We start from the raw sequence: 24428 nt of genomic DNA, 5'->3' as shown, positions 1-24428 counted from the left end.
ATTGCCGTTCAGAACCAGCTTTCCTTCACAAAGTCGGTTAAATGTGATTAAGTTAACGCCTTAACCCCATGGCAAACGATGGTCAGATTCGACTCAGCCAGCGATCCCATCGTCATCATTGCGAACGTGCTAATATGATGATTGAAATGTCCACTGTGGCACCAAAGTCATGTTTTGGAATATAGCTAAAAGCCGAATCTGCGCGGCTTGATCGAGCTGATTTCTGTCATACAAAGCAAGGCCAAAGTTCAAACAGGCTTCGGCAGATAATACAGAGCAAGTTAAAAAATGGCCCGGATTGCTCCGCGCCATTTTTATTTATCTAATTATCAATTATGTCTTTTTGACGACAGCTTATTTTGAGGCCTGGACAAACTGATCATAGCAGTCCAGTGCCTTGCCACCATAAACCGTGGCTGGACCGCCACCCATCATGACGGCAATGCCAATCGTTTCAACCAGTTCATCTCTGGTAACGCCAGCTTTTAGGCACGCCTTGGCATGTTGAACGATACATCCCTCGCAGCGCATGGCAATCGCGATCGCAATCGCCTCTAGCTCCTTCGTCTTTAAATCTAGCGCGCCATCCTTGACGGCAGCATCATGCATAGCGTTAAAGCCCTTGCCTGTCTCGCCCAATGCACCAAACAGATTGCGATTGTTGGCCCGTGCTTCGTTCAGCTTTTCTTGATAATCCGTCATTAAAATCACCTCATTACAGTTCGTTGTCTTCAGCATAGCACGCTGAGGCAGGGATGCAAATAAACTGCCCACTAAATTGCAAGCGTTATCAGAAACATCAACTAACTTAGCTGATGTAAATTTATGCCGTCATGTCAGTCATCCAGTTTAAGCATGATCAGCGTGATTTCCCAGCCAGCAGGAATTCTCATGACCGTTGACTACGCCGACTGCCTGTAGATAGGCATAAATCGTAGTCGTGCCCACAAACTTCATCCCCCGTTTTTTAAGATCTTTGGCAATGTCATCGGACAGCCGTGAGCTGGTTTGACCGATTTCGCGAACCGTCTTCTCTTGCGTCCAATGCCACAGATAATTTGAAAAAGTACCCCATTCCTGCTGGATAGCCATAAAGACCTGGGCATTGCCAACCGCCGCGCGAATCTTTAAACGATGCCGGATGATACCTGGATTTTGCAATAGCCGCTGACAGTCCTCATCATTAAATTTAGCGACCCTGCCAACATCAAATCCCGCAAATGCCTGTTTGAAAGCAGCTCGTTTATTTAGCACCGTTTCCCATGACAAGCCGGCTTGAAACGACTCAAGAAGCAGCATTTCAAACAGCTGGTGATCGTCATGAACCGGTTTGCCCCACTCACAGTCATGATATTTCACGTAAAGCGGGTTTTCCAGGTTGACCCATGAACAGCGCGGACGATCGGTTTTTAAATCATGATTTGGCATGCAGTTCTCCTTTTTGGTGATGAATCATCTGTTGGTAAGAATAATCAAAAGCAATTGGCTGATCAGCTGAAGCAAGATGTCGGGCCAGATTCTCGCCAACACGGCTCATCTCGATTAAGAAGTCGTGGATTCGCTGGCCATCCTCGGTAAGCGAATAGACTACTTTAAACGGCACGGTATGATAATCAGTCCGTTTAACGATCAGATCGTTTTCTAATTGACGAAGCTGCTCAGTTAACACTTTTTGAGCGATCGGCTGGCCGTTTACTCTTTGAAGATAGGCCTTCAGCTCATTGAAGCGCTTAGGTCTGGCATCCAGTGAACAGATGATTGATGGTTTCCATTTGCCGCTGATGATTTCCAGCACCAGATTGGCCCCAAAATGATAGCGTTCGTACTTCAACGTTCCAGCTTCCTTTCCTAACTTAATCTAAAACAGCGTATCAAAATCCAACAGTCAGGTCAAAGCGGATGTCTTGCTCAACTGACAGCTGCTATTTATTTATGCTGATTAAAAGGCGTGGCTGTGGATCTGCAGTTCGTTCAAGCAGCAGCCATATTGATAATGCCCGGGCAAAACAGTCAGTTGCCTTTGCTGAGCAGCGGTTTTTCAATCTTTTTTAGCCATTGCCGCAATCAAGCCCTTCAGCTAAGCGCTTTCAAAAATCCCCCACCTCAGATTATTTTAGGTATATTTTACTTTTACAAAACGCGATCAATCCAATAATGGCAGCGATCACATAATTATTAACTGATTTGGTAAAGCACCAAATAAAACTTGCATTCGGCCGCCAAAGGACTACACTTGATCACAATAAAAGTAACTAATACTTTTTTAATAACTGGTTAAGGGAGAAGCAAAATGGATCAAGGTATTAACGTTAAAAAGACTGCATTTGCCACGTTTTTAATTATTGGTACGGCATGGATGTTTGATGCGCTGGACGTGGGACTACTGTCATTTATCATGCCGATCGTTCGCAAGGCTTGGGGGCTGGCTAATTCACAGACCGGCTTGATCAGTTCGGTCAGCACGATTGGCATGATCTGCGGCGGCTTTTATTTTGGACACCTGGCTGATCGAATCGGCCGCAAGAACACGCTGATCATTACCCTGCTCATGTTTTCGTTAGGGAACGTCGTCTTGGCGGCCACGGTTGGCTTTAAGAGCTTTTTAGTGATTCGCTTTTTTGTTGGCATGGGGCTTGGCGGTGAGCTGCCGGTAGCTGCTACTTACATTGCCGACCTGTATCAAGGCAGTCAGCGCTCACAGATGCTGATTTTAGCCGATAGTTTCTGGGCGATTGGCTGGCTGATTGCCTCATTCCTGTCGTTTTTGCTCAGCACCACGATTGGCTGGCGGGGTCTTTTGCTGGTTACTGCACTGACTGGCTTTTTTGCCATCATGATGCGCCGCAACATTCAAGAAATCAGTCACGTCCAAACGCAGCATGTTGCTTTGGGCCAGGCTTTAAAAAAGTCATTTCACGGGAAGACTATTCTGCTCTGGATTGCTTGGCTGATGGTAATGTTCAGCTACTACGGGATGTTTATGTGGCTGCCAAGCATTATGCTGGCACGGGGCAACAGCGTCATCGAAAGTTTCGGCTATACGACGATCATTGTAGTGGCCCAATTGCCTGGTTATTATCTGGCGGCTTGGCTTGCCGGCAAAATCAAGACCAAGTACGTTTTTGCCATCTACATGCTGGGGACGGCGCTGGGAGCAATCATGTTCGGTAATGTTTCCAGCAACATGATGACGGTGCTTGCCGGCTGCATCTTATCGTTCTTCAACCTGGGAGCTTATGGTGCTATCATCGCTTTGACGCCAACTCTGTATGAGACTGATGTTCGCGGTACGATGACCGGGATGGCACAAGGAATGGGGCGAATCGGCGCCGTTGTTGGACCGCTGTTGGTAGGTGTTTGGATCGATCAGCACGTCAGCATCAATATGATCTTCTTGATTTTCATGGTTTCTTTGATCATCGGTTCAGTTGCTGTCTTGGCATTGCCGGAGCCAGGAAAGAAAGAGGTCGCTCATGCTGAATGATTTTCTTCTCAAACAAAAACTGACGACCTTTTTAAAAGAAGATCTGGAGTTTGGGGATGCCAGCCTTGCTCCCCTGCCCGATCACGTCATTGAAGGAACGTTTATTGCCAAGGCTGATGGTACCGTCTGCGGCTTACAGGTTATCAATGCCGTCTATGACCTTTTAGGCGGTGCCGAAGTTGAGCTGTTGGTCAGTGATGGTGAAAAAGTCGCCAAAAAGACCAGGCTGGCACGTGTCAAAGGATCAGCAGCCGTTTTACTGAGCGGTGAGCGTGTCATTTTGAATCTGCTGCAGCACATGAGCGGGATTGCTACTAAAACTGCTCAGGCCGTCCAGCTGCTGGCTGATCCAACCATCAAGATCGTGGATACGCGCAAGACGACGCCTGGACTAAGGATGTTTGAAAAAGCGGCCGTGCGCGCAGGCGGTGGTTTTAATCATCGGATGGGACTGACGCACGGGATTATGTTAAAAGACAATCACCTGGCATTGGCGGGCAGCGTTGGCAAGGCAATCGATCTGGCCAAGCAAAGCGTAGGACCAATGACCCGCGTTGAAGTGGAGGTTGAAACTAAAAGTCAGCTCCAGGCTGCGATTGCTCATCATGCCGACGTGATCATGTTTGATAACCAGGTCCCAGCTACGATCAAAAAATGGCAAAAACTGGTGCCTAACGGAATTCTTACCGAGGCATCCGGCGGCATTGATCTGACTACAGTTGCCTCCTATCGCGGCTGCGGCGTTGACTTTTTGTCCATCGGTGAACTGACCAACCGTGTCGTTCCACTGGATATCAGTTTTTTGGTCAATGGCGCGGTTAAAAGCTGAAAAATAAATTAAAAACAGCATTGTAAGCTTTACAATGCTGTTTTTTCATTTTATGAGGATTTAAATGGCTAAATGCCTACTCCATCGTTACGACGGCCTTGATAACCTTACCCGCGTTGGAGTCTTCGCGGGCCTGTTCCAACTGTTCAAACGGATACTTGGTAATGATCTTGTCAATTGGGAACCGGCCTTCTTTGTAGAGTTGAACCAGCCGTGGAATAAAGATCTTTGGATTGGAGTCGCCTTCACAACAGCCAATTACAGTCCGATATGCCATCAAGACGTCCTTGCCAAAGTCAAAGTTCTCAACTTCACCAGATGGCGCCAGCAAAACGATCTTACCATTCAGACAGGTACTTTGAATGGCGTTTTGGATCATGTTGCCATTGCCAGAGGTATCAATAGCATAGTTGACGCCGCCATTTGAGATTGCCTGGACTGCCTGGGCCATCGTTTGACCAGCCGGCAGCTGCTTGCGGTTGATTACGTCGGTTGCGCCCAGTTCCTTGGCCAGTGCCAGACTGTGCTCATTGCCGCCGACTGCGATAATCTGACGACAGCCGGCCACCTTGGCAGCCATGATCGCGCTAAAGCCAACCGCACCACAGCCAAAGACAGCCAGCGTTTCGTCAACGTGGGGACGCAGCGTGTTTAAGACGGCCCCGGCACCAGTCTGAACGCCACAGCCAAATGGTGCAATCATGGCCAGATCAACGTCTTCATCGATTTTTACGATGCTTTCTTCGCTGATCGTAGCATATTGAGCAAATGATGATTGGCCAAAAAACATTGCTACCGGCTGACCGTTTTGCGACAGCTTGCTCTGACCATCAGCACCCACGCCGCCAAAATTAATTTCGTTAAATTTTTCACAGTATTGAGGACGGCCTTGAACGCAGCTCTTGCAGTGACCGCAAAAGGCGTATGAAAAGGCTACATGATCGCCAACCGCAAAGTCTTTGACGTTTTCACCCAGTTTTTCAATGATGCCGGCCCCTTCATGTCCCAAAACAATCGGCGACATGCCAAGCGTGCGGCCAAATTCATCAGTGTGGCACAGACCGCTGGCAGTGATGCGTACCAGGACCTCGTCATTCTTTGGCTCAGCAAGTTCGACTTCTTCAAATTTGTATGGATCCGTAGCTTGACGAACAACGGCAGCTTTCATTTTCATAATCGATTCTCCTTATCTTTACCATGCTCACTAATCTGCTTTGATATGACTAACTGCTTTTGCATCCAGATAATGAAGGCCAAAGCGCTGATCGGTGAAAAACCAGCAATGACAGTTTTGTTCCGGCGTGGCGCCATGACGCATTATCTGAGCTTTAGGACCACAGATAAAGGATCCAGGGCCATAATAGCATGCCTGCTTATCAAATTGCGTCTCATTTAGAAAAACGCCATCGACAATGTATGCAGCATGCGTGAAGTCATGATCATGCCATTCCGTAACGTGACCAGCCGGATAGTCCAGGCACATCAAGCAGCCGCCAATCTCTTCCGGTGTCAAGACGTTCTTTAAATAGAGGTGCACGTGACCATCTTCAACATCCGGAATCCAGGGACATTGATTCTGATTGCGAATCAGAACCTCTTTTAGCCGACCCGCAGCTCGCCGAATCATGAGCAGGGCATGAACCGACTGCTCGCCATCAATTCGCAGACTGGTATTCTGACCAGCTGGAGCAACGATGACGTCATTGACTCCCGCGGCCTGCTGCTCATTGACCCACAGCTGTCCAGCTAAGACCACGATTATCAGGTTGTGAAGCTCATCATCCCATTTCAGTAATGCCGATGCTGGCAAAACTGCTTCATAAATCGACATATCAATGTTCGCCTGCTTGACATACTCAGCCGCATAGATCTCACTGTTAAATAGATCACGATTTCGCTTCAATTCCTTTTTCCCTGAAGTGATTGTTTGCAGCATCGCTTGTCTAGACTCTGCCTTCATTGCTAGTTTCCCTCCACTCGCATTTATTGTTAATCATTTAACAAAATAAGTTTAGCATTGAACTTGCGGCCTAAGTAGTGCTAAAATATGCCGACACCCGAACTATTTCATTCGGCAGGCAGGAGGGAAAAACTTGAATCTCGATCAACTAAGAATCTTTATGGAAGTCAGTGAGCTGGGCAGCTTTCAAAAAGTCGCGCAGTCACATTACGTTTCACAACGGGCAGTTTCAAGACAGATGAAGCGTTTAGAAGATGAACTCAACGTCAAATTGTTTACGCGTGGTAAGAATCAAGTCACACTGACGACAGCTGGCGGTTTCTTTAAGGAGCGCTGTCAGGTTATCTTGAGAATGATCAACGATACCAATCAGGCTGTTCAGCATTTTGACGAACGATCGCGGCATCGTTTAACGATTGGGTACTTCTCGCCTTTTGATACTTTGCTGCTGCGCGACTTGATCTTTGAATTGGATGCCAACATTGACGTTTTTATTGCCGAAGCTGGTCCCGAACACGTCATTACCGATGTCTTGATGAATGATCTGGATTGCGCTGTGGTGATGGATCACTACGGCTTTGACCAGGAATTTTCCAAGATGGGCCTAAAAACCGCGTTGCTGCACACGGATCAGATGGTGATCGGCGCCAGTGAAAGACTGCCGATCAAAGATGCCGTTTCCATTGAACAGCTGCGGCGCTACCCGATCATCTATTACAGCAATGAAGAATCATCCTATCTCAAGCGGGCCTTTCTCGAGAGTCTAGGATTAAATGGTCAGGCTTTAAACGTCGAGCGCGTCTTTTCGTTTGAACACATGCAGATGCTGGTCAGTCTGGGCAAGGCACTGGCATTTTACCCCTGCGAGCTGATCAAGGCTTACGATAAGACCAGCCGCCACATCCGCTATTGGCCGATCAAGGATGCCTCTGACCAGCGCTTTACCTTCAACCTCGTCTACCGCAGCGATAATCATAATCCAGCCCTGCGTCAGCTGCTCGATCAGATCAAAATTACTGATGGGATGCCTAAGCACGCGTAAGCCCACCGTCATTTGACCGATTAAAAGACAACCCAGACCGCGCCAATCAATAGTGCTGGCAAGAGATTGGCCACGCGAATCTTGTTGCCCCATAAAAGATTGATGCCAACACAAAAGATCAATACGGAGCCGATATAAGAGATGTTGTTCATCACAGCCGTTGTCATCAGTGGCTTAAGCAGCTCGCTGAACAGAGTCACCGTTCCCTGCAGAATCCCGACTGGCACCGCCGCGAATCCGCAGCCGCGTCCCATAGAAGCCGCCATTACCAAGACGATGACAAAATCAAGGATCGCCTTGGCAAATAAAATCGAATGGTCGCCCAAGATTCCGTCCTCAATTGAGCCAACGATTGCCATTGCCCCAATGCAAACGGTCAGCGACGCGGTTACGAATGCTTCGATAAATTCTTGATCATTGGCATTGCCGGTCTTTTTCTTGAGCCATTCGCCAAAATCAGCAAAGCGATCCTCAATCCTTAGCCACTCGCCTAACAGACCGCCAATTGCGAGGCTGCCAATCAGCATCATGGTTCCATGCGTTGAAAAGCTGCCATGCTTAAACGTGAGCATCTGCGCCATGGTTCCGCCCAGTCCTAAAAACAAAACGGCAATCGCGGTCGCTTTCATTAGGGTGTCTTGAAAACGGGGCGCGATTTTTTCACCAGCCAGACAGCCGATTATTCCAGCGGCAGCAATTGCGATTACGTTCACGATGGTTCCTAATCCCGGCATTTTTCATTCCTCCATTTAAAACCGCCATCCCAGTTTGGAAATGGCGGTTTTTAATCCATATTTAATAATCTTTTTGTATTTTAACAAATCATTCGACTGCTGACCAGGCCGGATTAGATTCAACCAACTAATCAAATTCCAGAATCGCTGTCCATAATTGTCACAAGCATATCTTTAGCGTATGATCGACATTAAGCAAACGCTTTTTATTGACATTGATTGCGAGGTAATTATATGAACGATCGACTTTCTTTTGCTTCTGATTATTTGGAAGGCGCCCATCCCAGCATTTTGAAGCGGCTGGCAGATACCAATTGGCAAAAGCTGCCGGGCTATGGTTTTGATGCGATCTCACTGGCGGCTAAGGATAAGATTCGCCAAGCCTGCCACGCTCCCAACGCTGAGGTCGAGTTTTTGGTTGGCGGCACGCAGGCCAATGCCGTGATGATTGATGCCCTGCTGCAGCCATATCAAGGAGTAGCAGCCGCAGATACTGGCCATATCATCGTTCATGAAGCCGGTGCGATTGAAGCAGGCGGTCACAAGGTTTTAATTATGCCAGGTCATGAAGGCAAGATTACTGCTGCTCAGATTGCTGAACTGGCTGGTGATTATGTCGCGGATGCAAACCACGATCACATGGTCATGCCTGGAATGGTCTATCTGTCACAGCCGACTGAATTTGGAACGCTGTATACCAAATCGGAATTACAAGCCATTCACGACGTCTGTCAACAATATGATATGAAGCTTTATATTGACGGTGCGCGCTTATCATATGCGCTGGCCTGCACGGCAAATGACGTTACCATGGCAGATCTGGCAACGTTATGCGATGCGTTTTACATTGGCGGAACCAAATGCGGCGCCTTGATTGGTGAGGCCGTCGTTATTCCAGACCCTAAACTATTGCCGCATCTGTTTACGATGATCAAGCAGCATGGCGCGCTCTTAGCCAAGGGCCGTCTTTTAGGGATTCAGTTTGATGAGCTTTTTAAGGATAACCGCTACGTCGACATTGCTCGGCCCGCGATCTTATATGCTGATCAGATTCGCGATTGTCTCAAGCAAAACGGCTACCAGCTCTATGGGTCATCACCAACCAATCAGACTTTCTTTATTATTGAAAATCAGCAGCTGGCTCGTCTTGAACAGCAGGTTGCGTTCAGCTTTTGGGAAAAATACGATGAAAAGCATACGGTTATTCGATTTGCCACCAGCTGGGCCACACGAAAGCAAGACGTTGATCAGCTCTGCCAACTTATGCGTGAGCTTGCTTAATTGCTGTTTGGGTTTTGAGATGCGACTATTACTTTTCAAGGCGGCCAATGTTATAATTAATATCCTGTCTTAGTTATTGTTATTTTAATCAAGGGGAGATTTTAAGATGACTAGCAAAACCATTTATTTTTGTGCTGGCTGGTTTACTGATAAGCAAAACCAAGCCTATCAAGCAGCCATGACGGCAATCAAGCAGAATCCAACGATTGACGTTGAAAACAGCTATGTTCCTCTGCAGCATCAATACAAGAACATTCGCGTCGACGAGCATCCAGAATACCTGCATGACAAGGAATGGGCCACGGCTACCTTTAAGGGCGACTGCCTGGGCGTTACCACGACTGACGTTACGCTGGCCGTCTACATTCCGGATGAAGAAGACGTCGGCATGGGAACTGAGATTGCCTGGGCTAAGGCGCATGGCAAGTACGTGCTGCTGGTAATTCCTGATGAAGAATGGGGCAAGCCAATCAACCTGATGTCATGGGGCTTTGCGGACAACGCCATCAAGATGAGTGAACTGGCCAGCTTTAATTTTAACCAGCCTTCGTTCAACTTTTATGAAGGAGCCGTCTACTAAAATAATTCATAATAAACGGCAACAGCGCCAAATTCGGCTTACAAAGCACGAATCTGACGCTGTTTTTTTACTCTAAGTCAATGTTTTATTTGCGGTAGTTTGCCAGCAGCTGATCAAACGGCTGATACTCTGGCTGCCAGTGCATTGCCAAAACGGCCTGTTCCGCACTGAGATCAGTCTGTGCCAGGCCTTGATCAATCGCTGACTGGGCCACGGCGATCGCGACTTGCTTGGAAAAAGCAGTTAATTGGCTGACCGGCGGCAGAACTGGTGCCCCAGGAACCTTGACGTCAATCAAGCCGCCAAGTGCATGCGCGGCAGCAGCCAGCATCTCATCATTGATAATCCGCGCGTTAACGGCCAATGCACCAAACCCGACTCCTGGATAGATCAAAGCATTGTTAGCCTGGCCAATCTGGTAGTCAATGCCTTGGTAAGCGACTGTCGCACTCGGAATTCCCGTTGCCACCAACGCCTTGCCATTGGTCCATTTAATCAGATCAGCTGGCATGGCTTCGATCTTTTCGGTTGGGTTGGAGATTGGGAAAATAATTGGGCGGTCAGCATGCTTGGTCATCTCTTTAACGGCAGCTTCGGTAAAGGCATTGTGAACCGTTGACGTACCAATCATTACCGTTGGCTGAACGGCTTTGATGATTGCTGGCAGCTCCGTAAGCTCGCCCGCATCAGCAAATTCATCTCGCGAACGGACAAATGCCTGCTGCTTAGGCGTCAGTCCCGGCGTATCTTCAAAGAGCAGTCCTTGACGATCCACCAGATAAAAATGCTGCTTGGCTTCTTTGGGACTCATTCCCTGCTTGATGAGCTCGTTGTACAGCATCTTGACGATTCCCATCCCGGCAGTACCGGCACCAAATGTCAAGAAACGCTGCTCAGCAATCGACTGTCCAGAAATGTTAAGTGCCCCTAAAACGCCAGCCAGCGCGATGACACCAGTTCCTTGAATGTCATCGTTAAACGTCAGAATCTGATCCTGGTACTTGTCCAGAATGCGGGCAGCCGTACCGCGACCAAAGTCCTCAAAATGCAGCAGGCTCTTAGGAAACAGCTTTTCAACCGCCGCTACGAAACGATCGATGTATGCAAAGTAGGCCGCGCCAGACAACCGCTCATGACGCGTTCCCAGGTACTCATCATCGGCCAATAGCTGCTGATTGTCTGTCCCCGCGTCAATTACGACCGGCAGTACCTGCTGCGGATCAATGCCGGCAGCTGCCGTATAGACCATCAGCTTGCCAACCGCGATGTCCACGCCGTTAACGCCCCAGTCGCCGATGCCCAAAATACCTTCTGCGTCGGTAACCACGATCAGGCGAACATCCCGCTGATCGGCCGCATTCTGCAGCCGCTGTTCAATCGTATCTGGATCATCCACCGTCAGATAAGCGGCATCTTGCGGCTGCATGAACCGTTCATTATAGCGTTCGATAGCTTCGGCAATTACTGGATCATAGACGATTGGCATAAATTCATCAATATGCCGAACCATCAAATTGAAAAACAGCGTCCGATTATGGTTGAAGATCTCCATTAAAAAATGACGCTTTTCAATCAGTGATCCCTTGCTTTGGTACAGTGCATACATTTCGGCAGCCTGCTCATCAATCGTTTTGACTCGGGGCGGCAAAAGACCAATCAAGCCATATTGTCGCCGCTCCGTCTCAGTAAAAGCCGTACCGCGATTTAAAAACGGATCATTAAGTATTTGAAATCCACGCATTAGACTCCATCTTCTTTCAACAAAATTCATCTTTTATCTCTTATCTCGCAATTGATTATAAAAACTGGCCAACTACATAGTCAAATATACCCAAATCCATAAATTTTTTTGATATGATAAATTTAAATCCTATCAAGGCGGTATTTATCGATGAATATTAAAGAATTATATTATTATCATGATTTGGTTAGGACCAAAAATTTTTCCCAGGTCGCATCAGATTTCAACATCAGTCAGCCAACCGTCACCATGGCCATCAAACGACTTGAAGAAAGCTTTGGAACGACTTTTTTCATGCGTGATCGCTCGCATCATCAATTGACGGTTACCAGTACCGGCCTTCAGTTTGACCAGCACGTTCAGCGCGTGATTGAAGAACTTGAGATTGCCCAAAAGGAACTGGCCCGTGCCAAGCAGGAACGCATCAGCTTTGGTTTGCCGCCAATCATCGGCAGCTGGTACTTTCCCCGCTTCACCCCGGCGCTGCTGCAGGCAGGACTGCTCAATCAGCTGGAAGTCGTTGATCATGGTTCGGCCTCACTGCTGCAGCTGCTGGCAAAAGGCGAGCTTGATCTGGCGCTGTTAGGATCACTGCAGCCATTTCAACAGCCAAGTCTGCGAGCCCGTGTGATTGATAAGGCACCGATTAAAATTATCGTGGCTAAGGATCATCCTTTGACAGCTTTTAAAAATGGCATATCATTTGCTCAAGCCGCTCAGTATCCATTTATCACGCTTGATGACGAATACGTTCATGCCCAGGCTTTCCGCCAGGCTGCACATTTGGCTCGTGTACGTCCCAAAATTATTTTTAAAACCAGCGACGTGCAGATTTTAAAAGCGCTGGTCGCCAATAATTCCGGAATCTCTTTTTTGACGGATCTGGCGCTGGATGCCAATGATGGCCTAATAGCCTTACCATTGACGGATGGCAGTCAGCCCGAGTTTATCATCTCGCTGGCGGCCCGTGCCAATCGCCTGCTGACGCCAAACGCCCAAAGACTATGGTCGATTCTGGAAACGCCGCTTAAAAGATCATAAAAACTGAGACAGCTGAATGAAAGCCGTCCCAGTTTTTGTGTAATACGATTATTTTTTAGACTGGCAAAGTGCCATTAACTTGCACTCCTATACGTTTTTCATAAAGCGATCCGATTTTGCAACTTCTTCAGAGGTGAAGCTATATTGCTTTAACGAGCCAAAATGACGATATACCGACGATCTGAACCCAAACCAATAGTTAAGGACAATCCAGCTTAATCCTAAAGCCAAATCCAGCCAATTCATTTCAGCAAAGCATTTCATGATAATCCAAATCGAAAGCGGCACTAATCCACAGATAGTACTGAACAAACCAGGATTATATAATCGTTTGATCTTAATCGGAAAGAAGAACCCGCACAGATGGTTTGTGTAGCACAAGGCATTATCAATCATCTAGGTTAATTAAAAAAAGGGTTGCCCTAGAGTCAGCTCCAGCATTTATAGTGATCTCACCAACAAATGAAAGAAGGAATCATAAATGCATTCAATTAGTTTTCCAACCCGCTTTTTACCAGGGACAACCGATAATTTTGTTTCCAATGAGGTTATTGCTAAGGATCTAACGGTTTTTGATATTTGGCATTACCTAGTCGATACTGCCAAATGGGAACTATACTATGATAATGCAGCTAATATTAAGCTTACTAATGGCAAAAACAGCGAACTGCATTATGGTGAGCATTTTCATTTTGATACTTTTGGCTTTCCAATTGATGCACAGGTTATGGAGCTAATCAGTCCGACAAAAGATGCGCCAATTGCTAAAATTGCATGGCACGGGTGGAACAATGACAGTGCTGAATCGGCAATTGATGTATATCACGCTTTCTTAATCGAACAGCTGCCCGCCAATCGCGTACGACTGCTTACTCAAGAATCACAGATTGGCAATTCAGCCGCTAAGCTTGCTATAACTAAGCCCAACCCCATGCTTAATGGTCATCAGGCTTGGCTGGATGGACTGGTTAGCGCGGCTCGCAAACAGCTATAATCAAAAATAGTGAAATAACCAACTGCATTAAATATAAAAAGGAGTCTTCTCAAATGAAAACGTGGATGATAACAGGAACGTCAAGCGGATTCGGGAAAGCCTTAGCCACTAGATTAGCTCTGCAAAATGATGTCAAAGTAATTGCAACAGCACGCAAAGAAAAAGATTTGGCGTATCTTGATGAATATGACCATGGACAGATCAAAAAAATAATCGTTGATATTGCCGATCCAAAGGCTATTAGGGAAGCTGCTAAGCAAGCACTAAGTTTTTCTGAAAAGATTGATGTCTTAGTCAATAATGCTGGCTTAGGATACTTTTCAACGATTGAGGAAAGTGATATGCAAGCAGTACGCTACATGTTTGAGGTTGATTTTTTTGGGTTGGCTGAAATGACGAATGCCCTATTGCCACAGTTTCGTGCCAACCAAGATGGCGTGATCGTTAATATTTCATCAGCTCTTGGATTAACTACTTTACCAACCATGGGCTTTTACAGTGCTGCAAAATTTGCTGTTGAAGGCTATTCGGATGCTTTGCGTCAAGAAATTTCATCAATGGGTATCAAGGTATTGACCGTTGAACCAAGTGGAGCACGCACTAACTGGGCAGGCTCCTCTTCAGAAAAAAAGATTCCAACGATTGCTGCATATGAACGGTTCAAGGACATGATTGCAACTACCGATCAAGCTGTTGACAATGCGCCTGGCGATCCAATGCTGATAGCTCAAGCAATTATTGATGCTGTCAATAGTGGTGACGAAATGCCTAAACATTTGCCTCTAGGAGAATTCGCCTATCAAGCCAGTCTGGATAAGCTGCGTAGTTTAATGAGTGAAATTGAAAGTCATCGCGAGTTATCGTTGTCAACTGACGATAATTAAGCCCGAATACTAGAAAAATTAATGGAGGGTAAAACATGAGCTATAGTATTGGTCAAGTTGCTGCTCAACTAGGAATTTCCATTGATACGATTCGCTACTATGATAAAGAAGGCCTGCTCCCTTTCATTAAACGCGACAGTAACGGACGACGCATCTTTTCAGATAATGATGTCCATCTAATGCGTACGATTATTTGTCTTAAAAATGCCGGCGTACCAGTAACAGAAATTGCTGATTTTATCCAAATGCGGTTGCAGGGTGACTCAACGCTTAAAAAACGCTATCAACTTTTAAAGCTGCATGAGACCAATCTGCGTGCTCAGATTAATGATCTGCAAGATACCCTTTGTTATTTAAAATTTAAGGAATGGTATTTCACAACTGCCATTGACGCTGGAACGGAGAAGATTCATTTTACTCCTCATACTAATGAAGTAGTTCCTAATCTAGCAGAACAATACTCAAAATATCTTAATGACACCGGACAATTTGAAGAACTAACGCGTTTTAAAACCATTAAAGACTACCGTAATCGAGGTGGCCATTAATCAAGTTGTCTGTAAGGAGACACTTTATGAAAACATTAATTATCTTGGCGCATCCCTATTTGAATGCCTCGCGAGTCAACCAAAAATTAGCCAATGCGGCTGCAGAAATCGATAATATTGAAATTCGCGATCTGTATAAACTATATCCAGATTTTAGGATTAACGTTGCTGCTGAGCAAGCGGCACTTAAAAAAGCAGATCGAATTGTTTTTCAGTTCCCTATTTATTGGTACAGCAGCCCCGCCCTACTGAAACAATGGGAAGATGCTGTTTTGACTCATGGATGGGCACATGGCCGTACTGGTAACCAGCTTCAAAACAAAGAATTTTTACTGAGCGTTTCCGTTGGTGGTGATCAAGGCCATTATACCCGCGTTGGCTTGCATGGTTATCGTTTAGCCGAGCTGTTGCGTCCATTCCAATCGATGGCAGGAATGGTAGGGATGAAATACTCACGGCCTTTTATAACTTTTGGTGCCCGCACGATTACTGACGATGCACTTCAAGATCAAGCCAGTCATTATGTAAGATTGCTCAAAAAAGCTACCCCATTGCCTAAATTCGGTCTGCTTGAAACAGAAAGCGATAGTTGATTCAGACAAATGCATATCGGAAAATAGGATTAGGCACGCACGCTTAATCCTATTTTTAGTAATCAAAGGAGCTTAAAATGAATCTACTGACGTTACCGGCCTATCGCTTGGCAGAAATGATCCGCCAGCACCAGCTTACCAGTCGTGACCTGGTTGAAATGGCATTAAGTAAGATTCAAGCAGAAAATCCTACCCTCAATGCCGTTGTTCATTTAAGAACAGAAGCAGCCTTAAAAGAAGCCGACCAGCTAAAAGATCACGGGCAGCCGTTTTTAGGCGTTCCCCTGCTGTTAAAGGGACTCGGTCAGCGAATGAAAGGCGAGCCTGATACTAACGGCAGCCAGCTGTTTGGCAATCAACTGGCTGCTGAAACCGATAATTTTGTCAAAGCACTTCAAAATGCCGGCTTCATCATTATTGGTCAGACAAATTTTCCCGAATTTGGCTATAAAAACATTACCGATGCCAAACTTTTTGGTCCAGCCCGCAATCCCTGGAATCCGCAGTTCACGCCCGGCGGCTCTTCAGGTGGTGCCGGCGCGGCCGTGGCAGCTGGCTGGGTGCCAATCGCTGCGGGCAATGATGGCGGCGGCTCGATCAGAATTCCGGCCAGCTGGTGTGGCGTCATTGGCTTGAAACCAACTCGTGGCCGCATGCCGGTTGGTCCAGGCAATTGGCGGTCATGGCAAGGCGCGTCGATTAATTTTGCGTTGACGCGATCGGTTAAAGATACCGCGCTTTTGCTGGAGACCCTTCAAACCGTTCAGTCCCCTGCCGTCTTCCAAACCCCGCTGCTCAATCCGGATGCCTTTAAAACAAACGATCAATCACGTCTAAGGATCGGCTGGACCACTACCTCGCCAGTAAAAACCCCGGTTACAGAAGATGCCGTGCAAGCCGTCAAAAACGCGGTCGCCTTTCTTCAAGACCTAGGCTATGACTGTCAGCCCTACGAAGATCCGATTGACGGACGGCAGCTGATTGATAGTTATTATTTGATGAATGAAGGTGAAACCGCAGCCATGTTTGCCAGCATTGAACAAGCAATCAAACGTCCCGTCAAACAAAATGAGATTGAGCTGGTCACTTGGGCACTTTGGCAAGCTGGTAAAAACGTTACTGCCGCCGAATACATCAATGCATTGAACGTTTGGGATCAGGCCAGTGTTCTCCACGCTAAGCTGCACGAACAATTTGACGTGCTCTTGACCCCGACAACGGCTGGCCACCCCTATCGCATTGATGAGCCGCAGCATGCCACTGTCTTCGATGAGCGTCTGCAAAGAATCAATCAGCTGACAGCACAAGAACAACGCCAGCTGATATATGACCAATGGCTTGACTCACTAAGCCGCACGCCATTTACGCAAGCTGCCAACCTAACAGGCGAGCCTGCAATCTCGTTGCCTGCTTACATTGCTAAGGACGGCCTGCCGCAGGGAATTCAATTAACCGCCAATAAAGGACGCGAAGATATTCTGCTGCAGCTGGCTGAATTATTTGAGGACCACGGGATGCTTAAAATGCTCAGCTGATTCATCGATATAAAAAAACCGCCCTCAAAACACCTTAAACATCAGGTGCCTTGGGGGCGGTTTGATTATCTAACCCAGTCGCAAGAATCGAACTTGCATCGTTTAGCAACTGCTCTTCCTTTGAGCTAGACTGGTATGCAGACTTGCGCATTGGTTTGCGTGGCGCAAGGTTAATAGTTGATTAGGCAACGTGCTCGACAAGGCTTAGCCAAGACCCGTCGATCATGACCTCTTGTCGCTTTAATCAAGGCACGGGCTGGGATCGGTACCCACCAGCTTTTGGTCAGCATAAGCATTCATCAAGTATTGAAAAGATGCCGCCGTTTGACCGACTCGGACCGACCTCGATGCTTATAGCTGCATCACTGCAGTATCACGGCGAACGTTTTTAGTGACGTTCCACTTTGGGTCTTAGGTTGTCAAGCCTAATTGACTGTGGATGGGATATTGCAAACGCGCATCGGGTCGTGCCTTAACTTATTAGCCTCTTACCTGACTGACTGGGAACACGGCTTTCTTTCACCGCGATCAAGACTCACTGCAAGCCTTGACGCTAGGAATCAAACAGCTATCGTTGCCTGACGCCATGGTTCATTGATAAGCCAGCCAGCTGGGCGACTCTGCCAAAGCCTTATGCACCAGCTTCAAGTCAATCCCCAAAATAAATTGAGGAATTAGTATAGAATACATCTGACAATTCATTATGTCAATAAAAAAGATCATCTATCGAAAGCAGATGACCTTCCATAAATATTTTGATTTGAGAACTAAAAGTCTAGCTGCAGCTTTTCCAGTTCGCTCCAGGCAGCGTTCTTGGTTTCGTCAGTCGGGACGGCCTTGCCATCAACTGAGATGTCAGCCCGCCGCAACAAGACCTTACCATCATTCAAGACTTTTTGAATCAGGTAGGCTTGAGCACAGCGCCAGTCGTTGATGCGAACCAATACCGCATCATTCATGGCTTTTACGACTTCTTTCTTTGTCATGATATCAATTCCTCTCTCTCTGATGATCAACGATATCCCGATGACGATCATCAAATCATTGCCTCAACACCAGTTTTTCAGTTGTCAAGACATTTTGAGATATCGGAATCAAATTATTCCATCTTTGCTGCTGAAAGTCAAATTAAAGTTGTAAACGTAGCCGATTCTTAAGTTAGGTTATGAATAGCTAAAGTCAGTGGTGTCTTATTTTGTTTTTGAAGTTTAGTTAAGGTAAATTACTACTGGTTTATCAAATAGAGATTGATTTAATTTCTCACTCCCCTGCTCACAATTGAGACTATAATAAAAACAAGTATTTGATTAAAGGGGGATCCATTATGCGCTATGACTATGATGGTAAAAACGTTATCGTAACCGGTGCGACTGGCGGAATCGGTAAGGAAGTCGCTAAAGGCATCATCGCTGGCGGCGGCTCGGTTGCCCTGATTGGCCTGACGCTTGATGAAGCAAATCAAGTCGCCGCTGAGCTTGGGGAGCACGCCCACCCTTATGCCATGGATCAAAGCAATCGCGCTGCCGTTGATGCAGTCTTTCAGCAGATCTTAAATGACTTTGGCCGCATCGATGTCTTGATCAATGTAGCGGGCATCATCAGCGCCAAGTCGTTTGATGAATTATCGCCAGCCGAATGGGATCGGACGCTGGCCGTTAACCTAACCGGACCTTTCAATACCGTTCATGCTATCTGGGAACACTTCAAGAGTAATGGCGGCGGCCGAATCGTCAACGTTTCTTCCGTAGCCGGTAAAATCGGAGGCGGCTTGCTGGGAACGACGGCCTATGCATCGTCCAAGGCTGGCTTAAATGGCTTTACCAAGGCAATTGCTAAAGAAGGCGCTAAGTATGGCATCTACGCCAACGCGGTCTGTCCTTCCTTTACCCACACTGGCATGACGGCCGCATTGGAAGCTGATCTTGAAAAACGGCAGCGCGTCTTAAGTATGATTCCACTTGGCCGTGGCGCGGCACCAGCAGAAATTGCCCAAATGATCCTGTTCTTTGGCTGTGACGCGGCCAGCTTTATTACCGGCGAGATCGGTGACTGTGATGGCGGGATCGTGATGGACGGCTAGTCTTGACCAACTTAAAGGCATTAAAAAAGAGGCACTCGGCTGCTTTGAGCAGAATGCCTCTTTTATTTATCTGATGCGCCATTTAAAATCCCGTTCTTTGGCTGCGCCATCTTAAAGTCCTGCAACTATTGAGTTTAAGCGCGCCCATCATCATTACGGTGCTGCCGTTTCCAGTTCTTAATCTGGGCCAAGCGCCGTTTAAAACGAATCTCATTGCCCTGCTCGGTTGGATAATAATACTGATGTTCCACGAGATTAGCCGGCATCGTTTCCATTGTGGTCATTTTAGCCGCCGTATCATGCGCATACTGATAATCTTTGCCATAACCCAGTTCCTTCATGAGTTTGGTAGTACCGTTGCGGATCTGCAGCGGTACTGGCTCGTTGGCCGTTTTTTCAACATCTTCTTGGACTTTTTGCGTGGCAGCATAGACCGCGTTGGATTTAGGCGTAGTCGCCAGATAGATTACGCATTCCGTCAAGTGAACGTTGCATTCCGGCATCCCCAGGAACTGACAGGCCTGGTAGACATTGACCGCAACGTTTAACGCATTGGTATCGGCCAGGCCAATGTCTTCACTGGCGAAGCGTACCAAACGCCGCGCAATGTATAATGGGTCCTCGCCGCCATCCAGCATGCGCGTCAGCCAGTAGATGGCCGCGTCGACATCAGAGTTGCGCATGGATTTATGCAGTGCTGAGATAAGATTATAGTGCTGCTCGCCTTTTTTATCATATTTAAGTGTTTTATGACCAAGCAGCTGCTCCAACAGATTGTCCGCTGCCGTAAGCCGACCGTTTTCATCAATCGTGCCATTATCAACCAGCATTTCCAGCGTGTTGAGAGCCGTACGGGCATCGCCATCCGCAAAAATCGCCACTTGTCTCAATAAGCGATCATCAATCTGAATCGGGCGCGAAAAGCCGGTCTGAGCCGCGCGCTGCAGCATCTTTTGCAGATCGTCAGTTGACAGTGGCTGCAATACAAAGACACGGCAGCGCGAAAGCAGAGCTGAATTGATTTCAAACGATGGATTCTCAGTCGTCGCGCCAATCAATACGATGCTGCCATTCTCAACGTAAGGCAAAAACGCATCCTGCTGTGCTTTGTTGAAACGGTGAATCTCATCGACAAATACGATCGTTCGCTGGCCATAAGCCGCGTTTTGCTGTGCTTGGGCCATAAGCTCTTTGATTTCTTTAATGCCGCTGGTAACGGCACTAAACGAGATGAATTCCGACTTGGTATGCCGTGCGATTACCCGTGCCAAAGTCGTCTTGCCCACGCCAGGCGGCCCCCAAAGAATCATGGAGGGCACGCGATCAGCATCAATCAAACGACGCAGCATCTGGTTAGGTGCCAAAAGATGCTGCTGGCCAACGATCTGATCCAAGGTCTGGGGACGCATGCGACTGGCTAGTGGTTCGTGCGTCGCCTGTTCAAAAAGCGATTCTTGATGCATTCGATCACCTCTAAAAAAGCCTTCCGCATGACGATGATGCAAAAGGCCATTCATATTTGATTAATTATAGATAAGACTGCAGAACATGCAAAACGGCATCATGATTGTTGTCTTCATCAGCCGTAAAATCAGCTGCCCGTTTGACCGTTGCACTGGCATTCTGCATTGCCCAGCCAACTCTGGCCATTTTAAGCATAGTCACGTCATTGCCACCATCGCCAAACGCCACTAAATCATCAGTCGTCAGGTGCCATTTGGCAAGCATCGTTTGCAGCGCCTGGGCCTTATCAACGCCCGGAATCGTTAAATCGACCGAACCATTGCCGCTTGGCGTGATCTTCAACCGCTCGCCAAACCGACTGCGCAAAGTCTGCAGCTGCATCTTCAGCTTGGCTGGCTCAACGACAAACGAGATCTGATAGAAGCGATCGGCTGGCAGCTGCTTGAAATCTTCAATGAAAACATGATTTGGAAAATAGAACTGCAGCCGCTTGAGCCGTGATGCTGAAACGTTTGGCGAGATGTAGCCGTGCTCATGGCCAGAAAGCGACGGTACCAGATCCATTTTGTCGACCATAAATGGAATCAGTTCGTCAACTACCGCAGGATCCATGGTCTGCACCACCAGCTCCGTGTCGTGATCAATAATATGCGCGCCGTTCTCGCTAATAAAGGTCAGCTGCTCATGACAAGCTGGAAAGTACTTTAGCAGACATTCATACTGATCACCGCTGGCCACGACAACATGCACGCCTTGGGCCAACATTTGATCCAACAGCCGGCTGAACAGGTCGCGATCAAAAGTCTTGTCATCGCGCAGAAACGTACCATCCATGTCAAAGGCAGCCACTTTAAAAGGAAATGCCATTTTCTTCTCCTTCAAATTATCGTTTACGCCAATTATGACACAGAAAGGCTACTTATCCAAATGAGCCGTATCAAAAAGATAGCCAAAACCACGTGCCGTCTTGATCCATTCCGGATGGTGCGGGTCTTTTTCAATCTTATCGCGCAGATGGCTAATGTGAATGTCAACCATTCGGGAAGTCCCTAAAATATCATAGTTCCAGACGCCATTTAACAGTTGTTCGCGGCTGATAACCTGATTGCGATTATCATATAGATATTTTAACAGTTTGAACTCTTTTGGCGTTAAAATCACCTTTTGATCATTGACATATACGCAACGATGATTAAAATCAAGTCTTAAATTGCCAATCGTTACGTCATCTCGCCGTGGCCGCCGCGGCTTATCGGTTGTTGCCTGTTCCGTATTCAGCTGATCATAGACCCACAAGCGCTGTCTGATCAGCGGCACCAGCATTTCAGCATCGTTAAGCGATCTTGGCAGACAGTCATCGGCATGAAAGCGAAACAGCTTGCGTCGCACCTTAGGCTTAAACGCCTCGCCCATGACGATGATCGGGCCATTCATCATCTGACGCATGACGTCCAGCGTTGCTAAAATCGTGTCCAGCGGCGTAGCGTCAAAATCCCATAGAATCCCACTGTATGGGTGCTTTTTGATTTTGGCTACCCCTTCTACCGCGGTGGTCGTCTGGTGCAGCAGCCATCCCTCATCCGCAAACGCGGCGGCAATTGCTCCATATAAAGCCATGTCCTTGCTAATGAGCAGAAAGTGTCGCTGCTCCATGATTCTCCATCCCCTTTTCTCTTCCAAGTCTAATTAAAACGCAATATTTACAAAATTTCGATAAAATCCGATAATTTTACCTCGAATTTACACATTTTTTACATTAGACAAGTATAGTAATCAAAGAAAAATGCCCCATAAAGGAGAGAGATCATATGAACGAGATTTTTAACGACGAGCTAAAAAAACTGCGTGGCCGTTTTATGGAAATGGGGATCAACACCTCCGAACAAATTTATAAGGCAACCAAGGCGTTCATTGATCGCGATGTGGCGCTAGCCAAGGAAGTCGGCGAAAACGACCGATTGATCAATGATGGCGAAACCTACCTGGAAAAGCACGCCTTTAAGCTGATGAATATTCAAAAGCCAAAAGAAAACGAGTTCCGTTCAATTATGAGCATCCTTAAGGCCAGCTCGGATTTGGAACGAATGGCTGATCATGCCTCTCACATTGCCAGAGACGCCATCCGCATCAAAGATATGGACCAGCACTGGCCAGATATTGAAAACGACATCGCCCAAATGGCTGAAACCGTGCGTCACATGCTGGAAAAAGCCCTTGATGCCTATGTCTACACTGATGAACAGACGGCTTACTCTGTTGCCAACATGGATCTGGAAGTTGATAAACAATACGTGCAGGTTCATGAAAAAATCATCAACCGCATGCACGCCCATCCAGAACTGATTAAGGATGGCAGTCACTACATTACCGTGATTCATCTGCTGGAACGGATTGGCGATCACATCGTCAACCTGGTCGAATGGGTGATCTACGCGGCAACTGGTAAAATTACGGAGCTTAACCCCGGCAAGGCTGATCCCGAACTGGTCAATCGTGAACTCCAAAAACAGGCTGAAGAACAAGAAAAGCGCGCCAACCAAAATAAGAAATCCTAACTCTGCGACCGTAAAGCTGTTTACAACGATGGCTTTGCGGTCGTTTTGCGGCTTAATGATCCTTGATTGATTTGATGATGTGTTATTATAATCATATTCAATACGATTAAATGCATGAAGAGAGAGGGATTGCAATGCTTTACAACGCGGCATTAGTTTTGGAGGGTGGAGCTTTTCGCGGCCAGTACACGGCTGGCGTCTTGGATTGCCTGCTCAAGCATCACATCGAGTTCAAAAGCGTGATTGGCGTTTCTGCCGGGGCCTTATGCGGTGCCTGTTACGTAGCCAAGCAGTATGGATATGTAAATCACGTCAACACCAGCTACCGTCATGATTCTGACTATGTTTCGCTCAAACGCGGCCTGCGTCATGAAGACATTCTCAATCTGGACTTTTTGTTTGATGATCATGGCTGGGACTGGCATCAATTTGACCATCATGCCTATGAGCGCTCCGCATCGAACTTTACAGCGGTGGCAACTTCAATTGAAACTGGCAAGCGAATTGACTTTGTAAACTACCGACGGGAAGGTTTGGTAACTGCTTTGAAAGCTTCCTGCTCAATGCCGTTTTTGGTTGAGCCGCAGCTGACTGATCAAGGACCTTGTCTGGATGGCGGAATTGCTGATTCGATTCCGACCGACCTGGCTAAGGAACAAGGATTCGACAAGATCGTCGTCGTCAGAACACGTGAGGCAGCCTATCGCAAAAAGCCTTCCAGTCCCCTGGTCAAGGCGCTTTATCGTCGCCAGTACAAAGACTATCCGGTTTTTGCCGAAGAAGGCATCAACCGGCCGGAAGTATATAATCAACGGTGCAATGAGATTGACGCTGCTTTTGCCAATCATGAGCTTTACTGCATTACGCCACAAAAACCAGTCAAGATCAGCCGTTTTGAAAACAATGTCAAAAAACTGGCTGGCTTTCATGATGAGGGACTGGCTGAAATGGAACAGCAGCTGCCTCAATTGATTGCCTACCTTGAACGCTAAACTAAAGAACGCTAAACTAAACGTCGTCTTTTTTTAAAGGCGGCTTTTTTTGTTGGCAGAGCCGTTTTATCGTGACTGATTCTCTGTATTA

Annotated in this window: 25 protein-coding genes; 14 read left to right on the top strand and 11 right to left on the bottom strand. The window is 47.0% G+C overall.

The genetic code is table 11. From position 1 onward, the window contains the following. Window positions 1-354: 354 nt before the first annotated feature. The 3 genes from ABC765_RS05690 to ABC765_RS05680 all read right to left on the bottom strand — a co-directional run bounded on the left by ABC765_RS05690 (window position 355) and on the right by ABC765_RS05680 (window position 1831). Window positions 355-702, bottom strand: a complete 348-nt coding sequence (locus ABC765_RS05690; protein WP_033935493.1) for a carboxymuconolactone decarboxylase family protein — start codon at window positions 700-702, stop codon at window positions 355-357. A gap of 147 nt (window positions 703-849) precedes the next feature. Beyond that, the gene (locus ABC765_RS05685) at window positions 850-1428 is read right to left on the bottom strand and encodes a DNA-3-methyladenine glycosylase I (RefSeq protein ID WP_347979884.1); all 579 of its coding nucleotides are present in this window, start codon (window positions 1426-1428) and stop codon (window positions 850-852) included. Continuing rightward, window positions 1415-1831, bottom strand: a complete 417-nt coding sequence (locus ABC765_RS05680) for a helix-turn-helix domain-containing protein (protein WP_347979883.1) — start codon at window positions 1829-1831, stop codon at window positions 1415-1417. Before ABC765_RS05680 ends, ABC765_RS05685 begins: the two co-directional genes overlap by 14 nt. A gap of 459 nt (window positions 1832-2290) precedes the next feature. On the opposite strand from ABC765_RS05680, the gene ABC765_RS05675 reads away from it, so the two are divergent. Together ABC765_RS05675 and nadC are read left to right on the top strand one after the other, a co-directional pair. Further along, window positions 2291-3484, top strand: coding sequence for an MFS transporter (locus ABC765_RS05675; RefSeq protein ID WP_347979882.1), 1194 nt, complete (start codon window positions 2291-2293; stop codon window positions 3482-3484). After that, on the top strand, window positions 3474-4313 hold the full coding sequence (nadC, locus tag ABC765_RS05670; protein ID WP_347979881.1) for a carboxylating nicotinate-nucleotide diphosphorylase: 840 nt from the start codon (window positions 3474-3476) through the stop codon (window positions 4311-4313). The genes ABC765_RS05675 and nadC overlap by 11 nt, the downstream gene beginning before the upstream one ends. A 76-nt stretch (window positions 4314-4389) precedes the next feature. Here nadC and ABC765_RS05665 read toward each other — a convergent pair whose 3' ends face one another. Both ABC765_RS05665 and ABC765_RS05660 read right to left on the bottom strand, forming a co-directional pair. Next, window positions 4390-5487: an NAD(P)-dependent alcohol dehydrogenase gene (locus ABC765_RS05665; protein WP_272208066.1), complete on the bottom strand. Its 1098-nt coding sequence runs from the start codon at window positions 5485-5487 to the stop codon at window positions 4390-4392. 30 nt (window positions 5488-5517) lie between these two features. Further along, window positions 5518-6273 (bottom strand): hypothetical protein, encoded by a 756-nt coding sequence (locus ABC765_RS05660; RefSeq protein ID WP_347979880.1) that lies wholly within the window; start codon window positions 6271-6273, stop codon window positions 5518-5520. Between the two features lie 133 nt (window positions 6274-6406). Between ABC765_RS05660 and ABC765_RS05655 the strand changes: the two genes are divergently transcribed. Beyond that, on the top strand, window positions 6407-7315 hold the full coding sequence (locus tag ABC765_RS05655) for a LysR family transcriptional regulator (RefSeq protein ID WP_347979879.1): 909 nt from the start codon (window positions 6407-6409) through the stop codon (window positions 7313-7315). Window positions 7316-7335: 20 nt separating this feature from the next. Here ABC765_RS05655 and ABC765_RS05650 read toward each other — a convergent pair whose 3' ends face one another. Then, window positions 7336-8049, bottom strand: a complete 714-nt coding sequence (locus tag ABC765_RS05650; protein WP_347979878.1) for a DUF554 domain-containing protein — start codon at window positions 8047-8049, stop codon at window positions 7336-7338. Between the two features lie 234 nt (window positions 8050-8283). Here ABC765_RS05650 and ABC765_RS05645 point away from each other — a divergent pair, with 234 nt between their 5' ends. After that, entirely contained in the window at window positions 8284-9330 is a 1047-nt protein-coding gene (locus ABC765_RS05645; RefSeq protein WP_347979877.1) for a beta-eliminating lyase-related protein, read from the top strand. Window positions 9331-9436: 106 nt separating this feature from the next. Further along, entirely contained in the window at window positions 9437-9910 is a 474-nt protein-coding gene (locus ABC765_RS05640; protein WP_034539978.1) for a nucleoside 2-deoxyribosyltransferase, read from the top strand. An 85-nt stretch (window positions 9911-9995) separates the two neighbouring features. On the opposite strand, the gene ABC765_RS05635 is transcribed toward ABC765_RS05640, so the two are convergent. Then, on the bottom strand, window positions 9996-11651 hold the full coding sequence (locus ABC765_RS05635; protein WP_347979876.1) for a malolactic enzyme: 1656 nt from the start codon (window positions 11649-11651) through the stop codon (window positions 9996-9998). 150 nt (window positions 11652-11801) lie between these two features. Between ABC765_RS05635 and ABC765_RS05630 the strand changes: the two genes are divergently transcribed. The 6 genes from ABC765_RS05630 (at window position 11802) to ABC765_RS05605 (ending at window position 17246) form a co-directional block, all read left to right on the top strand. Beyond that, window positions 11802-12692, top strand: coding sequence for a LysR family transcriptional regulator (locus ABC765_RS05630; RefSeq protein WP_347979875.1), 891 nt, complete (start codon window positions 11802-11804; stop codon window positions 12690-12692). A 481-nt stretch (window positions 12693-13173) separates the two neighbouring features. Next, on the top strand, window positions 13174-13686 hold the full coding sequence (locus ABC765_RS05625; RefSeq protein ID WP_347979874.1) for an SRPBCC domain-containing protein: 513 nt from the start codon (window positions 13174-13176) through the stop codon (window positions 13684-13686). 53 nt (window positions 13687-13739) lie between these two features. Further along, window positions 13740-14570 carry an SDR family NAD(P)-dependent oxidoreductase gene (locus tag ABC765_RS05620; RefSeq protein ID WP_347979873.1) on the top strand — a complete coding sequence of 277 codons (831 nt, stop codon included), beginning with the start codon at window positions 13740-13742 and terminating at the stop codon, window positions 14568-14570. Between the two features lie 35 nt (window positions 14571-14605). Further along, window positions 14606-15118, top strand: coding sequence for a MerR family transcriptional regulator (locus tag ABC765_RS05615; protein WP_347979872.1), 513 nt, complete (start codon window positions 14606-14608; stop codon window positions 15116-15118). A gap of 26 nt (window positions 15119-15144) precedes the next feature. Beyond that, window positions 15145-15711, top strand: a complete 567-nt coding sequence (locus ABC765_RS05610; protein ID WP_347979871.1) for an NAD(P)H-dependent oxidoreductase — start codon at window positions 15145-15147, stop codon at window positions 15709-15711. A 77-nt stretch (window positions 15712-15788) separates the two neighbouring features. Further along, entirely contained in the window at window positions 15789-17246 is a 1458-nt protein-coding gene (locus ABC765_RS05605) for an amidase (protein ID WP_347980906.1), read from the top strand. A 767-nt stretch (window positions 17247-18013) separates the two neighbouring features. On the opposite strand, the gene ABC765_RS05600 is transcribed toward ABC765_RS05605, so the two are convergent. Continuing rightward, window positions 18014-18232, bottom strand: a complete 219-nt coding sequence (locus ABC765_RS05600) for a hypothetical protein (RefSeq protein ID WP_048344983.1) — start codon at window positions 18230-18232, stop codon at window positions 18014-18016. Between the two features lie 338 nt (window positions 18233-18570). On the opposite strand from ABC765_RS05600, the gene ABC765_RS05595 reads away from it, so the two are divergent. After that, window positions 18571-19326 (top strand): SDR family NAD(P)-dependent oxidoreductase, encoded by a 756-nt coding sequence (locus ABC765_RS05595; protein WP_347980905.1) that lies wholly within the window; start codon window positions 18571-18573, stop codon window positions 19324-19326. A gap of 134 nt (window positions 19327-19460) precedes the next feature. On the opposite strand, the gene ABC765_RS05590 is transcribed toward ABC765_RS05595, so the two are convergent. The 3 genes from ABC765_RS05590 to ABC765_RS05580 form a co-directional block, all read right to left on the bottom strand. Beyond that, a complete protein-coding gene (locus ABC765_RS05590; RefSeq protein ID WP_347980904.1) occupies window positions 19461-20789 on the bottom strand; it encodes a replication-associated recombination protein A in 1329 nt (442 codons plus the stop codon). Between the two features lie 64 nt (window positions 20790-20853). Then, complete coding sequence (locus ABC765_RS05585) at window positions 20854-21657, bottom strand: Cof-type HAD-IIB family hydrolase (RefSeq protein ID WP_347980903.1); 804 nt, start codon at window positions 21655-21657, stop codon at window positions 20854-20856. Window positions 21658-21705: 48 nt separating this feature from the next. Then, complete coding sequence (locus ABC765_RS05580) at window positions 21706-22443, bottom strand: response regulator transcription factor (protein WP_347980902.1); 738 nt, start codon at window positions 22441-22443, stop codon at window positions 21706-21708. Between the two features lie 155 nt (window positions 22444-22598). On the opposite strand from ABC765_RS05580, the gene phoU reads away from it, so the two are divergent. Continuing rightward, a complete protein-coding gene (gene phoU, locus ABC765_RS05575; protein ID WP_347980901.1) occupies window positions 22599-23345 on the top strand; it encodes a phosphate signaling complex protein PhoU in 747 nt (248 codons plus the stop codon). A 134-nt stretch (window positions 23346-23479) separates the two neighbouring features. After that, window positions 23480-24337, top strand: a complete 858-nt coding sequence (locus tag ABC765_RS05570) for a patatin family protein (RefSeq protein ID WP_347980900.1) — start codon at window positions 23480-23482, stop codon at window positions 24335-24337. Window positions 24338-24428 lie beyond the last annotated feature (91 nt).

The organism is Limosilactobacillus sp. WILCCON 0051 (assembly GCF_039955095.1).
GTDB lineage: Bacteria > Bacillota > Bacilli > Lactobacillales > Lactobacillaceae > Limosilactobacillus > Limosilactobacillus allomucosae.
This window is presented reverse-complemented; position numbering and strand designations above follow the sequence as displayed.

Coding starts and splice junctions, on each gene's coding strand:
- ABC765_RS05640 (WP_034539978.1), top strand. CDS start 9,437: ATGACTAGCAAAACCATTTATTTTTGTGCTGGCTGGTTTACTGATAAG.
- ABC765_RS05620 (WP_347979873.1), top strand. CDS start 13,740: ATGAAAACGTGGATGATAACAGGAACGTCAAGCGGATTCGGGAAAGCC.
- ABC765_RS05590 (WP_347980904.1), bottom strand. CDS start 20,789: ATGCATCAAGAATCGCTTTTTGAACAGGCGACGCACGAACCACTAGCC.
- phoU (WP_347980901.1), top strand. CDS start 22,599: ATGAACGAGATTTTTAACGACGAGCTAAAAAAACTGCGTGGCCGTTTT.
- ABC765_RS05605 (WP_347980906.1), top strand. CDS start 15,789: ATGAATCTACTGACGTTACCGGCCTATCGCTTGGCAGAAATGATCCGC.
- ABC765_RS05690 (WP_033935493.1), bottom strand. CDS start 702: ATGACGGATTATCAAGAAAAGCTGAACGAAGCACGGGCCAACAATCGC.
- ABC765_RS05665 (WP_272208066.1), bottom strand. CDS start 5,487: ATGAAAATGAAAGCTGCCGTTGTTCGTCAAGCTACGGATCCATACAAA.
- ABC765_RS05630 (WP_347979875.1), top strand. CDS start 11,802: ATGAATATTAAAGAATTATATTATTATCATGATTTGGTTAGGACCAAA.
- ABC765_RS05675 (WP_347979882.1), top strand. CDS start 2,291: ATGGATCAAGGTATTAACGTTAAAAAGACTGCATTTGCCACGTTTTTA.
- ABC765_RS05610 (WP_347979871.1), top strand. CDS start 15,145: ATGAAAACATTAATTATCTTGGCGCATCCCTATTTGAATGCCTCGCGA.
- nadC (WP_347979881.1), top strand. CDS start 3,474: ATGCTGAATGATTTTCTTCTCAAACAAAAACTGACGACCTTTTTAAAA.
- ABC765_RS05585 (WP_347980903.1), bottom strand. CDS start 21,657: ATGGCATTTCCTTTTAAAGTGGCTGCCTTTGACATGGATGGTACGTTT.
- ABC765_RS05685 (WP_347979884.1), bottom strand. CDS start 1,428: ATGCCAAATCATGATTTAAAAACCGATCGTCCGCGCTGTTCATGGGTC.
- ABC765_RS05615 (WP_347979872.1), top strand. CDS start 14,606: ATGAGCTATAGTATTGGTCAAGTTGCTGCTCAACTAGGAATTTCCATT.
- ABC765_RS05650 (WP_347979878.1), bottom strand. CDS start 8,049: ATGCCGGGATTAGGAACCATCGTGAACGTAATCGCAATTGCTGCCGCT.
- ABC765_RS05570 (WP_347980900.1), top strand. CDS start 23,480: ATGCTTTACAACGCGGCATTAGTTTTGGAGGGTGGAGCTTTTCGCGGC.
- ABC765_RS05595 (WP_347980905.1), top strand. CDS start 18,571: ATGCGCTATGACTATGATGGTAAAAACGTTATCGTAACCGGTGCGACT.
- ABC765_RS05625 (WP_347979874.1), top strand. CDS start 13,174: ATGCATTCAATTAGTTTTCCAACCCGCTTTTTACCAGGGACAACCGAT.
- ABC765_RS05635 (WP_347979876.1), bottom strand. CDS start 11,651: ATGCGTGGATTTCAAATACTTAATGATCCGTTTTTAAATCGCGGTACG.
- ABC765_RS05645 (WP_347979877.1), top strand. CDS start 8,284: ATGAACGATCGACTTTCTTTTGCTTCTGATTATTTGGAAGGCGCCCAT.
- ABC765_RS05600 (WP_048344983.1), bottom strand. CDS start 18,232: ATGACAAAGAAAGAAGTCGTAAAAGCCATGAATGATGCGGTATTGGTT.
- ABC765_RS05580 (WP_347980902.1), bottom strand. CDS start 22,443: ATGGAGCAGCGACACTTTCTGCTCATTAGCAAGGACATGGCTTTATAT.
- ABC765_RS05660 (WP_347979880.1), bottom strand. CDS start 6,273: ATGAAGGCAGAGTCTAGACAAGCGATGCTGCAAACAATCACTTCAGGG.